The sequence below is a fragment of the Tolypothrix sp. PCC 7601 genome, assembly GCF_025677855.1.
Lineage (GTDB): Bacteria > Cyanobacteriota > Cyanobacteriia > Cyanobacteriales > Nostocaceae > Aulosira > Aulosira diplosiphon.
In genome coordinates, this window is record NZ_CP064879.1 from 5,064,411 (window position 1) to 5,078,597 (window position 14,187).

General features: G+C 41.2%; 14 protein-coding genes. 8 read left to right on the forward strand and 6 right to left on the reverse strand.

Going from position 1 to position 14,187, the window contains the following annotated elements; translation table 11 throughout:
* The first annotated feature begins 430 nt into the window (after positions 1 to 430).
* The 5 genes from HG267_RS20750 to HG267_RS41960 all read left to right on the forward strand — a co-directional run bounded on the left by HG267_RS20750 (position 431) and on the right by HG267_RS41960 (position 4,435).
* A complete protein-coding gene (locus HG267_RS20750) occupies positions 431 to 1,411 on the forward strand; it encodes an aldo/keto reductase family protein (RefSeq protein WP_228045423.1) in 981 nt (326 codons plus the stop codon).
* Positions 1,412 to 1,603: 192 nt separating this feature from the next.
* Positions 1,604 to 2,725: a sensor protein KdpD gene (locus tag HG267_RS20755; RefSeq protein WP_045873323.1), complete on the forward strand. Its 1,122-nt coding sequence runs from the start codon at positions 1,604 to 1,606 to the stop codon at positions 2,723 to 2,725.
* A 507-nt stretch (positions 2,726 to 3,232) separates the two neighbouring features.
* Positions 3,233 to 3,730 (forward strand): helix-turn-helix domain-containing protein, encoded by a 498-nt coding sequence (locus HG267_RS20760; RefSeq protein ID WP_045870251.1) that lies wholly within the window; start codon positions 3,233 to 3,235, stop codon positions 3,728 to 3,730.
* Positions 3,731 to 3,830: 100 nt separating this feature from the next.
* The gene (locus HG267_RS20765; RefSeq protein ID WP_263419960.1) at positions 3,831 to 4,208 is read left to right on the forward strand and encodes a transposase; all 378 of its coding nucleotides are present in this window, start codon (positions 3,831 to 3,833) and stop codon (positions 4,206 to 4,208) included.
* Entirely contained in the window at positions 4,205 to 4,435 is a 231-nt protein-coding gene (locus HG267_RS41960; RefSeq protein WP_411863261.1) for a transposase, read from the forward strand. The genes HG267_RS20765 and HG267_RS41960 overlap by 4 nt, the downstream gene beginning before the upstream one ends.
* Positions 4,436 to 4,770: 335 nt before the next feature.
* Here HG267_RS41960 and HG267_RS20775 read toward each other — a convergent pair whose 3' ends face one another.
* Genes HG267_RS20775 through HG267_RS20785 form a run of 3 tightly spaced genes read right to left on the reverse strand, consistent with a single transcriptional unit; the run spans position 4,771 to position 7,475 of the window.
* The gene (locus tag HG267_RS20775) at positions 4,771 to 7,005 is read right to left on the reverse strand and encodes a glycoside hydrolase (protein ID WP_045873322.1); all 2,235 of its coding nucleotides are present in this window, start codon (positions 7,003 to 7,005) and stop codon (positions 4,771 to 4,773) included.
* Positions 6,941 to 7,234, reverse strand: a complete 294-nt coding sequence (locus tag HG267_RS20780) for a hypothetical protein (RefSeq protein ID WP_168161029.1) — start codon at positions 7,232 to 7,234, stop codon at positions 6,941 to 6,943. Before HG267_RS20780 ends, HG267_RS20775 begins: the two co-directional genes overlap by 65 nt.
* Positions 7,235 to 7,244: 10 nt before the next feature.
* Positions 7,245 to 7,475, reverse strand: coding sequence for a NifU family protein (locus HG267_RS20785; RefSeq protein WP_010995481.1), 231 nt, complete (start codon positions 7,473 to 7,475; stop codon positions 7,245 to 7,247).
* 281 nt (positions 7,476 to 7,756) lie between these two features.
* Between HG267_RS20785 and HG267_RS20790 the strand changes: the two genes are divergently transcribed.
* The gene (locus tag HG267_RS20790) at positions 7,757 to 7,888 is read left to right on the forward strand and encodes a histidine kinase (protein WP_155539543.1); all 132 of its coding nucleotides are present in this window, start codon (positions 7,757 to 7,759) and stop codon (positions 7,886 to 7,888) included.
* Here HG267_RS20790 and HG267_RS20795 read toward each other — a convergent pair.
* The 3 genes from HG267_RS20795 to HG267_RS20805 all read right to left on the reverse strand — a co-directional run bounded on the left by HG267_RS20795 (position 7,866) and on the right by HG267_RS20805 (position 12,378).
* A complete protein-coding gene (locus HG267_RS20795) occupies positions 7,866 to 9,134 on the reverse strand; it encodes a response regulator (RefSeq protein ID WP_045873321.1) in 1,269 nt (422 codons plus the stop codon). The genes HG267_RS20790 and HG267_RS20795 overlap by 23 nt on opposite strands.
* Before the next feature lie 147 nt (positions 9,135 to 9,281).
* Positions 9,282 to 11,171: an ATP-binding protein gene (locus HG267_RS20800; protein ID WP_375539731.1), complete on the reverse strand. Its 1,890-nt coding sequence runs from the start codon at positions 11,169 to 11,171 to the stop codon at positions 9,282 to 9,284.
* A gap of 502 nt (positions 11,172 to 11,673) precedes the next feature.
* Entirely contained in the window at positions 11,674 to 12,378 is a 705-nt protein-coding gene (locus HG267_RS20805) for a TIGR02117 family protein (RefSeq protein WP_081584114.1), read from the reverse strand.
* An 88-nt stretch (positions 12,379 to 12,466) separates the two neighbouring features.
* On the opposite strand from HG267_RS20805, the gene HG267_RS20810 reads away from it, so the two are divergent.
* A complete protein-coding gene (locus tag HG267_RS20810) occupies positions 12,467 to 13,351 on the forward strand; it encodes a lipid kinase (protein WP_045873320.1) in 885 nt (294 codons plus the stop codon).
* Positions 13,352 to 13,497: 146 nt separating this feature from the next.
* Complete coding sequence (locus HG267_RS20815; RefSeq protein WP_045873319.1) at positions 13,498 to 14,130, forward strand: exopolysaccharide biosynthesis protein; 633 nt, start codon at positions 13,498 to 13,500, stop codon at positions 14,128 to 14,130.
* Positions 14,131 to 14,187: the final 57 nt, after the last annotated feature.

Sequence of the window (14,187 nt, forward strand, 5' to 3'; positions counted from 1 at the left end):
TGAGCTTACAAGGTAGGTTAGAGGCTCAAACCCTTGATACTGCATTAGTGCGCCAAAAAAACCTTGCGATAAATCCAGAAGGAATTTTTACGGTTTATTGTTTTTGCCCAACCCTAGAGGAAAGGAGGTTAATACATGAAATTACCCTCGTAAATTGGCAAAGGTATTGATTTGTATTAGTTATTTTTTATTTGGAAGTCCCCTATTGGCGCTTTGACCAATTTTTTAATTACTTCTATTACTTAAAGCTGATGAACTTTCGTTTTACCTTCCTTAAGATTGCTGGCATCCGCTTTGACGCTTTCTAGCAATACGGTTTAATATTTCCCTCTTTCCCAAATTAAGGGAAAAAATGCTGATCTAACAACACCTAGCACATCTGAATCAGTACAGGGAAAATTCTCAAAATCCCTTTTTGGAGGTAATAACGATGAGATCAATAGTCAAACGAGAAACGCAGATGAAATACCGCCAACTCGGTAACAGCGATTTGCGCGTTTCGGAAATTAGCCTTGGCTCATGGCTCACTTATGGGGGTGCAGTAGAGCAGCAAAACGCAGAAGCTTGTATTCACAAAGCTTTTGAAGTAGGAATCAATTTTTTAGATACTGCTAATGTTTACGCAACTGGTGGAGCTGAATCATTTTTAGGCCAAGTATTACAAGGAATTGACCGTTCCTCATATATCTTAGCTACTAAGGTATTTTTTCCTATGTCACCTGATGACAGAGGACTATCAGCAGCCCAAATCCACAAACAAATTGATGCTTCGTTGAAACGCTTACGTACAGATTACGTTGATTTGTACCAATGTCATCGCTACGATGTCAACACACCCCTAGAAGAGACAATGACGGCACTAACTGAGGTAGTACGTCAAGGAAAGGCGCGTTACATCGGCTTTAGCGAGTGGAGTCCCCAGCAAATTCAAGCAGCATTAAATCTTCCTGGTGTTGAGCGCTTTGTTTCCAGTCAACCCCAGTATTCTATGTTGTGGCGCAAACCGGAAGCTGAGGTATTTCCATTATGTGCAGATAACGGTATCAGTCAGATTGTGTGGTCACCACTAGCTCAGGGCATACTTACTGGCAAATATCGCCCAGGAGAAGCGCCACCATCAGATTCTCGTGCGGGTAACGAGAAAATGAATATGTTTTTTACCAAAGATTTATTTAGCGATCGCATCCTTTCCCCAGTACAACAACTCAAACCCATCGCTCAAGACTTAGGCTTAAGTATGCCACAGTTAGCTTTAGCTTGGGTACTGCGCGATCAACGCGTAGCTTCAGCCATTATCGGTGCTAGCCGTCCCGATCAAATTGTTGATAATGCTGCTGCATCCGGTGTAGAACTAGATGCTGATGTACAAGCAGCAATCGATCAAGCGCTTGCATCTGTAATTCAGAGTTAATGGGGCATTGGGCATTGGGCATTGGGCATTGGATAATGGGTAATTGGTAATAGGAATTTGTTATTTTTCTGTCTTCCTCATCCCCCAATCCCCATTACCCCTTATCCCCAGAGGGGGCCCCGAGTTCCCCAGTCCCCAGTCCCCATTACCCCTTATCCCCAGAGGGGGCCCCGAGTTCCCCAATCCCCATTCATGTTTAATTCCTCTAATTCATCCCCTGACGCTTCTTACAATCGCCCGCAGCGACGGGGGAAACATAAAATATTCATCGGTATGGCTCCTGGTGTGGGCAAAACTTACAAAATGTTGGAAGAAGCACATCAGCTGAAGCAGGATGGTATTGATGTGGTAATTGGCATTTTGGAAACCCACGGACGCAAAGATACAGCTCAGAAAGCTACTGGACTCGAGGTAATTCCCCGCAAAGCTAGTATCCGCCAGAATATTACCTTAGAGGAAATGGATACAGAGGCTATTTTAGTGCGATCGCCCCAACTGGTTTTAGTTGATGAACTCGCTCATACTAATATCCCAGGTTCCCCACGGGAAAAGCGCTACCAAGATGTAGAAGTAATTTTAGTTGCCGGAATTGATGTTTACTCTACTGTCAATATTCAACATTTAGAAAGTTTGAATGATGTAGTCGCCAGAATTACCAGTGTAGTAGTGCGCGAACGAATTCCCGATCGCCTGCTTGAGGAAGCTGATGCTGTTGTGGTGATTGATGTGACACCGGAAACTCTAGAAGAGCGCTTGCGAGAAGGTAAGATTTATGGAGCTAATAAAATTGAGCAATCTTTAGAAAACTTCTTTCAGCGTCGCAACTTAATTGCTTTAAGGGAATTAGCATTACGAGAAGTCGCTGACACAGTAGAAGAAGAAGCAAACACCTCTGTCGTTGCTGGACAAACTTGTAATATCCACGAACGAGTTTTAGTTTGTATTTCTACCTATCCCAATTCCGTGCAATTGCTGCGCCGAGGGGCACGCATTGCCAATTATATGAATGCGCGACTTTACGCCGTCTTTGTTGCCGATCCAGAACGTTTTCTTACTAAAGAAGAAAGCCTACACATCGATACTTGTGAGAAACTGTGCCGTGAATTTGGGGGTGAATTTTTGCACGTAAAAAGTCAAACTGTCGCCCAAACAATTGCTCAAGTTGCAGCAGATTATCACATCACGCAAATAGTCATCGGTGAAAGCCAACAACCCAGATGGAAAAGGTTCTTTAAAAGACCTTTTACTCAACGATTAATGGAATTAATTCGGCAACAAAATATTGATTTACATATCATTGCCACCAAAAATTAATTAGCTATTTATATTGATAAAAATAACCTGCTTTAATACTTGTTTATAAATCAATACAGTTCAATTAAAAAACCTGAGTTCGGGATAAGCTGAAACCCTGATTAAGCCATAGCTTGATTCTAGAATCTGTCAACGAGCTTGCGTTGTTTCAGGCATTTAAGCTTGAATAAACCTCCTGAACCCGAACTGAGGTTAAAAAAATAAATTGACAACAAAAACAATAATTTTGGAGGGGGTTTGGGGGACGCAACCGTCACCCAATCGGGGGCTTGGGGGAGAATCCCCCAATTGAGCTAGCTGTTTCCACAACTGACCAATCACTAATGATCTTATCTGAACTGTATTAGTTTATAAATGCAACTTTTATAGGGTTTATGACGCAATCTAAATAATGCGATCGCACCCGCAAAACCTAGTACAACACGGCATAAATAAATAGACCATATTGGTGGGAGAATAAATAATCAGGTTAAAACCCGTTTTGGGCGCGGATTAAGGAATCAAGGTGTGGCTAGATTAAATCCTAAAATATTAAATTTAAGCGATGGCGAGCGGGATCAACTCCAACAGTTGATAAACAGACACAACACGCCGCAACAGATAGCGCTACGAGCCAAAATAATTGTCATGGGATCAGAGGGTCAAAATCATCGTGAAATCGCCCGAAATTTAGACATAAATCGTCAAACGGCGCGTTTATGGCGAAATCGGTGGTTGGAAACTGAGGGGAAAGAATTATCAATTGAGCAGAGATTACAAGACTCTGAGCGTGTTGGCGCACGCCCGAAGTTTAGTATGGAACAAGTAATCGAGTTGTTTGCATTAGCTTGTTCCCCACCATCCGATTATGGAAGACCAATAAGTCATTGGACAGCAAGAGAACTAGCGAACGAAATCATCAAACTTGGAATTATTGAAAGCATATCTGTCCGCCATGTTGGAAGATTACTTGAAGAAGCAGAACTTAAACCTCACCAGAGCCGCTACTGGTTAACCCCCCCCTGAGGACGAAGAATTTGACGCAAAAGTTGAAGATATTACTGGTTTATACATCAATGCGATTGAGCGGCATCTTCAGGGAGAACGTACAATATCCATTGATGAAATGACAGGAATTCAAGCTACTGAGCGCTTAGAAAAAGACTTACCTGTGCGACCAGGCAAAGTCGAAAGAAGGGAATTTGAGTATATTCGTCACGGCACGCAAAGCTTAATTGCCAGCTTTGATGTTGCCACTGGTCAAATTGTCCAGCCGACTTGTTCAGATACCAGAACGGAAGTTGATTTTGCCCTTCATGTTCGCCGAACAATTGAAACTGACAGTGATGCTAAAAAATGGCATCTGATTATGGACTGCCTTAACACTCATCAGTCTGAGTCTCTAGTTCGTTTAGTTGCACAAATTGAAGGTTTGAATATTGACCTGGGTATTAAGGGAGAAAGTGGCATCCTTAAATCAATGAAATCCCGCACTGCTTTTTGAGTGATCCAACACACCGGATTGTGTTTCATTACACACCTAAACATTCCTCTTGGCTCAATCAAATTGAGATTTGGTTCAGTATTTTGGTTCGCAAGTTACTCAGAAGAGCCAGTTTCGTCAGTCAGGATGATTTGAAAAATCGAATCCTCAAGTTTATCGACTACTTTAATCAAACAATGGCTAAACCTTTTAAGTGGACATATAAGAGCAAAGTTTTGGCTATTTAATGGTCTGCTTATTTCCGCCGTACTGTACTAGTTTTTTCGGTTAATTGAGGGGTGTAACCCTCTATTCGCCAGATGAGTCCTTTAGGGATACAGCTCAATACTTGTCGGTTAAGGGGAAAAAGGGGAATGGGAAAAGGAAAAGAAAAAACCTTTAATCCTTAACTTTTAACCTTTTCCCCAAAATCAATTTTGAGTTCAAAACGCTTAACCGAGTAGTATTGGGATACAGCTAGCGAATAGGAGGTGATACACCCTAACAGAACAGTGACATTCCAGCCTAGGCGCAGATATCGGTTTAGTGCCACCGAAAGTCTTTCTTTGTTGTGCCCCTAATATTAAGGAACCTCAATCGGAATCAAAGCATTTTCTGGTAAATAATTGCAGAAGCGTCCTTCATCAGCCAAGACAAACACTAGACGCAAGGGGTAATCCGGTGGAACTTGCAAATCGGCCCAAGGTATTGCCACTTCTAAACAATGGTCAAATGCTACTTGCGCGCGGCTAAAACGCGGATACCATTGAAGGTTTTCTCCGGCTTCGCGAAACTGTACCGATTGCGTCAGTAAATTAATTTCTAAATGGTGGTGATACAGGTAATTAACCGGCGCTACATCTGGGAGTTCTGCCAAAGGAATGGGGCTATTGTGCATGGTTTTGTTGGGATAAAACCACAGCAAATTCAACTCTGTGGGTAAACCTTGCCCTGGTACAATACCGCTTTTGACATCCATCCGCAAATAGAAATTGAGGTGATCTACCCCATACCACAGCCTCTGAACAGTACTGCTGTTGTGCATTGTACCCCGTGCGCCGCCGATTTCTATGCGCCCGGCCTTGTCCCAGTCTTGTTCATCACCTTTACCATCGATAATCGGATGAATAAATCCTTGGGGAGTATGGTCTGTGCGGGCTGCGTGGATTTCTAATGGTTGTCTGAGATAAGGCGGTATCGGCTCATTTAATGCTTTGTAAATGCCATAGAGGTGTTCGCGAAATAGCTGGTCAAAAATGGCATCTTGATTTGAGGAATGTCCTTCGCCAAACCACCAAAACCAATCGGAACCTTCGGCTGCATATAAAGCTTCCCACGCTTCTGGGTTATTTTCTTCTGTAGCTTCTGGGTGACTAGCAAGCATATTCCTAGCTTGTGTCAGGTAATCCCAGGCGCGGTTTTTCACAGGGTCGCCAATCCAAGTTGTAAAGCTACCATCAACCCAAGAACCGCTATGCAGTTGTTCTCCAGGAATAGTGGCTGTAGCAGGAAACTTTTCCAAATATTCTGAAACTGTGACGAGTTTTAAATGGGGTTCGTTGCTCAGAGTTTGATATAAAGCCTCTAGGAAGAGTTTGCCATCTTGGGGATAAAATTCCCAGCAATTTTCGCCATCCAAAGCAATAGTTACTAACCAAGGTTGTTCACTTTGTCGATCTCTTTGCATTTTAGCGATCGCTTGCAGGTGTCCGACTAAATCTGCTACAGCTTGTTTTGCCGGCATCGCCCCATAGGTAAAGCCAATCAAATCGGATAATCTATGATCGCGGAAGACAATTGACACATCCCCGGCTGGAGTTTGGAGGCGATAAGGTCGATAGAGTAATTCTGGTTCCTCCACATTCCCCGCCCCATCCCGATGGAAAAAGTGTTTTAGCGTCCAGCCTAAAACAGCTTCATCTGAGCAAATCCACTTAAAGCCTTGTTTGATAATATACGGTAATATAGCTGGGCTAACTGATTGTTCCGAAGGCCATAAGCCTCGCGGTTCTTGCCCAAAGCGGTCTTTATATAACTCCCAGGCTTTATTTAAGTGACGGGGAATGTCTTCCGCCCACTGAAAACGCTGCTGTGGTAAATTCATTTGGGGCACAGCTACCCGACCAGAATTAGTATCAGCTAATAAGGGCAGAATCGGGTGAGTGTAAGGCGTAGTTGTGACTTCTAGCTGACCAGCCGCTTGCATTTTGCGGTGTTGGGGAATAATGCGGCTGAGGATTTCCTTCTGTTTAGAATAAATCCGCTGGCGATCGCTTAAAGTAAAATTGCAACCTTGACTTAACCAAGCGGCAATTTCTGGATCGTCCCAAAACAACGGATCGATCCACGCCAGATTGTGCCAAGCCAGCAAATCGCTGTAATCATGTTGTTGCCAATTCTCTAAACACCAAGCTTCCCCTTTTTCCTGCTTTTGGTAATACAACTCGGCATAGCGGGGATGGGGGTCAATCAAGGTGTGGTGATTAGCATCAAAAAAATGTTTAACAACAAATTCCCTTTGTTGTAGAGTCAACTGTTCCACTGGTGTCAAACTGGCAGTGAGATAAGGGTCAAAAGCAGTGCCAGCAATGTAATCTTCCAGTTGCAGTATTAGAGATGGTACTAAATTTACAGTTTGGTGCAACTTGGGATATCGCTCCAAAAGTAACACCAAATCTAGATAATCCTTAGTGCCATGTAACCTCACCCAAGGTAAACGGTACTGTTGACTAGAAGATAAAGAAACGCCGCTGTCAGGAGATTTGTACAGCGGCTGATGTTGATGCCAAATAAAGGCAACGTACAGAGGTTGGGTCATAGGGAATTATGGGGTAATGGGCATTGGGCATTGAGAATTGAGAATGGGGCATGGGGCATGGGGGAGGTAGTGCATTGCGGAGGTCTCCTCCGTTGTAGCAACTGCCGTCATTGGGCATGGGGCATGGGGCATTGGGCATGGGGTATTGGTAATAATTTCTCCTCATCACCCTCATCACCCTCATCTCCCCCATCTCCCTCATCCCTATTCCCCAGTCCCCAGTCCCCAATCCCTAATCCCTAGATAACTTGCTCTACTTCAGCAATTTCGGGAATCATTTCCCGCAGACGACGTTCAATACCCATTCTTAAAGTCATGGTAGAGCTAGGACAAGAACCGCAGGCTCCTTGCAAGCGTAATTTCACGATAGGCCCATCTAGTTCTACAAGCTCCACGTTACCGCCATCCGATATTAAATAAGGGCGCATTTCATCCAATACTGTTTCCACGTTGTCAATCGTCAGTTCCATAGTTTCAGACCTGTAAGTTAACTAAGAGGATGGGGAATTAGTCTATAGTCGAGCTAACTCACTACTATAAAGCTACTTCCTAAAATTGTATTTTTTAGCTTTGTTAAAACGATCCTAGATCTAATTGCAGCTAGTTTGGTAGGTCTTGGGAGTCAGTTGTCTATTTATGATGACTAAGGGACTGGGGAGTGGGGACTGGGGACTGGGGACTGGGGACTGGGGAGTGGGGACTGGGGACTGGGGACTGGGGAACTCGGGGCCCCCTCTGGGGATAAGGGGTAATGGGGAATAGGTATGAGGGTGATGAGGGGAAATTATTACCAATGCCCAATGCCCAATGCCCAATGCCCAATGCCCAATACCCAATGCCCAATACCCAATGCCCAATCCCTAGTCCCTCACAGGAATTTTGATACTAAATTCAGTTCCCTGAGCGAGTTGAGAATTTACTTTTAATGTGCCATTGTGTTTTTCTACAATAATTTGATGGGCGATTGATAAACCTAGTCCAGTGCCTTTACCCACAGGCTTTGTCGTAAATAGAGGTTCAAATAATCGTTCTTGAATTAAGTCAGGGATACCCATACCATTGTCAGCAATCCGAATGCTGACGCAGTTTTGAGCATCTATATCTGTTGTAATTTGGATTTGGGGGATAGAAGCGCTCATTTTGCCATGTATCATGGCTTCATCCAGGGCATCAATGGCATTGGCCAGAATATTCATGAAAACTTGGTTGATTTGCCCTGGATAACAATCTACCTCTGGTAACTGGCCATAAGACTTGATAACGTCGATGCGAGGGCGATCGCCTACACTTTTCAAACGATGTTGTAAAATCAACAACGTACTATCAAGCCCTTGGTGTAAATCCGCAGGTTGTTTGGTATCAACATCTGCACGGGAGAAGTTGCGAAGTGAGAAAGAAAGATTTCTCAGTCTATCTGTACCTAACTTGAATGAATCGATAATTTTTACTATATCTTTGAGGGCAAATTCTAGATCTAATTCTTCAGTAGCACCTGTAATTTTTGCCGAAGGATGGAGATATTCTTCTTGATAAAGTCGCAGAATTTCGGTAATAGCGGCAATGTGTTCTTCTAAATGTTCGATATTGCTGGAGATAAAGCTAATCGGATTATTGATTTCGTGAGCAACTCCGGCGATTAACTCTCCCAATGTTGATAGTTTTTCTTGCTGCACTAATTGAATCTGAGCTTGTTGTAAAGCAATAGTGCGATCGCTAAGTTGCTGTTCTAATGATTCTGTCAGCCGTTTCAGTTGTAAATGTACCCGCACTCTAGCAATTACTTCCTCTTGGGAAAAGGGTTTGGGTATATAATCGACTGCGCCTAGAGAAAATCCTTTAGTTTTGCTATCTATATCTGCTAAAGCCGTGGTAAAAATTATCGGAATATTGTGACTATCCTGATTTGCTTTCAGGCGACGACAGGTTTCAAATCCGTCAATTCCTGGCATTTGCACATCTAGCAAAATTAACTCTGGGGGGTTGCGTTCGACTTGTGCGATCGCACTTTCTCCATTAACTGCTACTCGAAATTTAAACCCAGCACTACTTAAAGCAGCAGAAAGAACGGATAGATTTGTTGGGTTGTCATCAACAATCAAAATAAATCCAGTTTCTGAAGTTGTTGTCATATATATCTGTTTGGGATTCGGGGAATAGATAACTCCCCATTACCTGTGGTCGTGGGGATTAGAGGTACTGGGGATTGGGTACTGGAAGAAAGCAGGAGAGAAATCATTAACTCCAAACACCTAACCCCCACATATCAAATTTTCCTTTTAAGTTAGAGGTAGATATTGTTGTACAAATTCTTCTAGAAGTTTGATTTGAAAATTACTGGCAAAGTGAGTAATTCTCTGGGCAAAATTATTGAATTTTTCATCAAACATAGAAATTTGATGAGCTATTTCTATAATTCCTTCAATATCACCATCTCTTACTAGTTCTAGTAATTTATGTAAGACTTCATTATTAGGAGGAATTATATCTTCTTGATTATCTGGAGTGGCGTTAACACTGGCAATATTGTCCTTGGATGCATCATCATAAATCCATTGCAATAGCAAATATTTTCGCAGTAGCTCAAGCAACATTTCAGCATCTATAGGTTTTGGTAAAAATGCATTGGCACCCGCATCAATGCTTTTATATTGATCGGTTTCAAAAACACTAGCTGAAGAGGCAATAACAGCGGTATTCCCAAATTGGGAAACCTGCCGTAACTGAGTAATGAATTCAAATCCATTCATTACAGGCATCATTAAATCAGTAATAATTAAGTCTGGTTGTTCTGCACTGACTTGTGCTATTGCTTCCTTACCGTTACTAGCTTCTATGACTATAAATCCGATTGGCTCTAGTAAGTTGACTACTACCGAGCGATTTTGCCATTTGTCATCAACTACTAAAATCGTGCGCTTTTTCCCTTCATAGCCAACAACAGTTCCCTGACGAATTGCTCTCGAAGCTTTTGCCCAATCTTTAGCTTCTGGTAGTTCTAGATCAAAGCAAAAACTGCTACCTTGACCCAACTCACTTTTCAGTTCTATTTGACTACCCATCAATGTCATAATTTTGTGGGTAATTGCTAATCCTAACCCTGTACCTTCAACCTGACGTTTCTGTTCTCCTACTTGTTCAAAAGGCAAAAAGATTTTTTGCAGTTGCTCAGGGTTCATCCCCACTCCGGTATCCGTTACTTCAAATCTAATTTGGTGAATTGGTAATTGCTGAAATTCTTCTTTAGTGGCTTTAACCTCAACTTTGAAAGTAACACTACCTTTTTCGGTAAATTTAATGGCATTACCAAGTAGATTGATCAACACTTGACGTAGACGTTTGTCATCGGCACGAATGCCTATAGGTAAATCTGCTGATAGTTGCACATGAAACCCGATACTTTTCTGTTCTGCGCGGATACGACAAATTTCTGTCACGCTATCAATAAATGCGGGAAAGTAAAAATCAATTGGGTTCAGTTCCAGCTTTCTCGCTTCAATCTTGGCGAGATCTAGTACATCATTAATTAGAGTCAATAAATGGGAACCGCACTGCTGAATAATCTCTACCCCTTTGTATCCTTTCTCGGTTAACGATTCTGTGCGTTGTAGAATTTGTGTATAACCCAAAATGCCATTGAGGGGTGTGCGTAGTTCGTGGCTCATATTAGCTAAAAATTCGCTTTTAGCTTGGCTGGAATTAGTAGCAATTTCTTCTGCTATACGTAACTCTTGCTCTATTCGCTTACGCTCTACAATTTCACTTTTCAGGGCTTGATTAGCAGTTTCTAACTGTGCAGGACTGGGTAGTTTTAAAGCTAGGGGAATAAGATGAACTAATGCAAATGCTGTATATATAGAAATTAAAGCAGTGAAGGCTTTCAGTCCGGCCGCAATCCAATAGTCTGGATACCATAATGTCCAAATGTCCATTAGGTGTCCTGTACCACAAGCAATAATAAAACCACCAAACAGCAAAAAAACTCCATTGAAAGGAACATCTTTGCGTTGGGAAATAAAGTAAACCAGTAGGCAGGGAATCGAATAATAGGCTAAGGCGATTGTTGCATCCCCTATGATGTTTAGCCATACCAACCCTGTTTGCCAGAGATAACAATGTCCGTGGGGAATGAAACCGATTGAATAGAAGTCTTTCAATAACGTCAACATCATTGCATGAATCACTGATTTGGCTTTATATGATTACCATCTCAGTATTCCCAAATTATTGAGCAGTCAAAAGCGATCGCAAATGATAATTCAAAGCTTTAAAATTACTAGTCTAGGCAAGCATAAAACAGAAATAAGCATCTATAAATGAATTTTTTCTCAAACTCACTATAAATACTATGTAGAAATATTGTCAATTTTTATGAAGCTTATACTATAGCTGAAATTATGATTAATTTTCGTTTTGTATCAGCTATAAGTACAGATTGATATCTAATTGTACGTAGCTTTTGCTGATACTTAAATTCGCTTTATTTTAGCTTTAAAAGCCTGAAGTTGCGTAAGTAATTTCAGAAAATCATAATGTTGTATTTTGCCGAATATCAGTATATCTCTCTAAGATAAAGTGATCTGGATTTTTTGGATTTTTCTACTTACCGTATTTTTACTTTATTAGTTTTTCCTTTTTCTTTGAATAATTCAACTAAACTAGATTCTTGTATTATTCACAATTACTTCTTAAATGCCAAATAATCGCAGCAGATAATCCATCCCAAAGCGGAGTGTTGACATCAGCTTTTCTCAAAGCTTCTCCTGTCCAATTATTACAATTTCTGATTATTGAATAACTACCAACTGCATCATAAAATCCAGCATTAGTAGTATGACCATCTCCAATCCGAACTACTCTTCCTTGAGAATTCAACTGAAAGGTAGATTGGATAAAGTGGATTAAACTTAGGTAGTTATTTTTATCAACTTTAATGCATTTAACCTCAAGAGAGTTCGGTATTAATTGATAACCTTTAACATAGATTACAGAAGGGGTTGGTAAAAATAAAGCTTTGAAAGTTGTAGACAATCTTAAATCTGCCACAGTGACAGTTGACATATAAAATTCCCGGTCACCCCACCCAAAACTTAAGTAATTGTAATCATAGAAATTATCTATACCAATTTTATCGATGGGCAGATACTGATGCCAATCAAAAATATCATTTTTAATTGGCAATATAATATTAGAATGAATACCTGTATTAGAAATACAAACGTCCAAATTGCATTTATCTTTTGGCTGAGTTCCCCATTTCCTAGGTATGAAGACACCAATTGCTAATAAAGATAAGCTAAATAAACATCCTCGAAACAAATAACGGTGACAACCACATAAAAAACGATGAATACTTGAGTTTTTGGTAACTTTCATAACATTTATTGCAGGGGGTTACCATGAAATTCACGCAAAATATCTATACGCTGAGAATGCCATATTTCACCTATAAAAGGTAATACCCATGAGTCCCCGCGCACTGCTGTTAGTCAATCATCATGCTCGTCAAGGGCAAAAGCGCCTTACGGAAGCAATTCAATGTCTCAAGGAATTGGGCTTGGATTTGATTGAGGAATCAACAGAAAATCCCCAACGGCTGACAGAGATCATTCAACACTACCGAAATCAAGTTGACTTAGTAATTGTGGGCGGTGGTGATGGTACACTCAATGCTGCTGTAGATGGTTTGGTTGATACTCAGTTGCCTTTAGGTATCTTACCTTTGGGAACTGCTAATGATTTAGCTAGGACTTTAGAAATTCCTAATTCCTTACCTGAAGCCTGCAAAATCATTGCTTCTGGGGAACAGCGACGCATTGACTTAGGGTGGGTGAATGGCAAGCATTTCTTTAACGTTGCGAGTATGGGACTGAGTGTCAAAATTACTGAACGACTAACCAAAGAAGCCAAACGTCGCTGGGGTGTATTCGCTTACGTAGCTACGGCATTGCAGGTAATATGGGAATCTCGACCATTTAGTGCAGAAATCCGCATGAATGGGGAATCTATTCGCGTACGGACGGTGCAGATTGCAGTGGGTAATGGTCGCTATTATGGCGGTGGTATGGCAGTGGTTCACGATGCGACAATTGACGACCAAAGGCTGGATCTCTACAGTTTAGAAATTAAAAATTGGTGGCAAATTATACTGCTGCTGCCATCAATGCGAGAAGGAAAACACATAAAATGGCGAGAAGTACGTGCCTATCAGGGTCAAGAAATGGAAGTATATACCCGAAAACCACGTCCTATTAATACTGATGGGGAAATCACTACATATACTCCTGCCCATTTCCGTGTTATCCCTAAAGCTGTAAGTGTTTTTGTCTCTCCAACACCACAAAGTTAATTTGTGAATGTTAAATTAATCACAAGTAATATATTTTTGAGAGGTTAATATATGTGCAATTAAAGAAAATTTAATTTTTTACGGAATTACTTGTAGAGCCATTGTATACATATATTAAATAATTTACTGAGATAAAGCTGGGGATTGTGGAAACTCGCATAGACTCAAGCCAAAAGCATTTAAGATTTTCTCAAGAAATTAAATCATTGTTGCAACACTTAGCTGAACAACCGCTCACTCTAGGAGATATTTTGGCAGAAACCTCAGAGAGGGGCTTTAGCTTGGTAATTGCATTATTAGTGTTGCCATTTTTGTTTCCGATGCCACCGGGTTTAACTGGGCCATTTGGTGCTGCTTGCTTGATATTATCAATGCAGATGGTTTTAGGCAGGCGATCGCCTTGGTTACCCAAAAAAATGGCTAACTACAAATTTCCTCGCCGCTTCGCCCATGTTTTGTTACATAACCTACGTCGAGTCACCAGAATAGTAGAGAAAATTGCCAGCCCTCGGTTATCAAAAATCGCCAATAGTTCTTGGGCTTGGCGGTTTAATGGGTTTTGCATTTCGTGGCTAACACTATTACTAATCTCGCCCATTCCCTTCACTAATCCCATCCCTACTATCGGAATTTTACTGTTAGCAATTGCCACAATCGAATCCGATGGCTTATTGATGTGTATTAGCTACGTAATTACTATATTAATTACAGGAATCTTTGCATTTATTGGTTATGGGTTGTGGTTAGCGCCGAGTTTGCTACCTGCTATTTTTAAGTAAATTTTAGGAGTAAAAACATTAGGAAGTATATAAATGCTTTACACTTTGTTAAAGTAG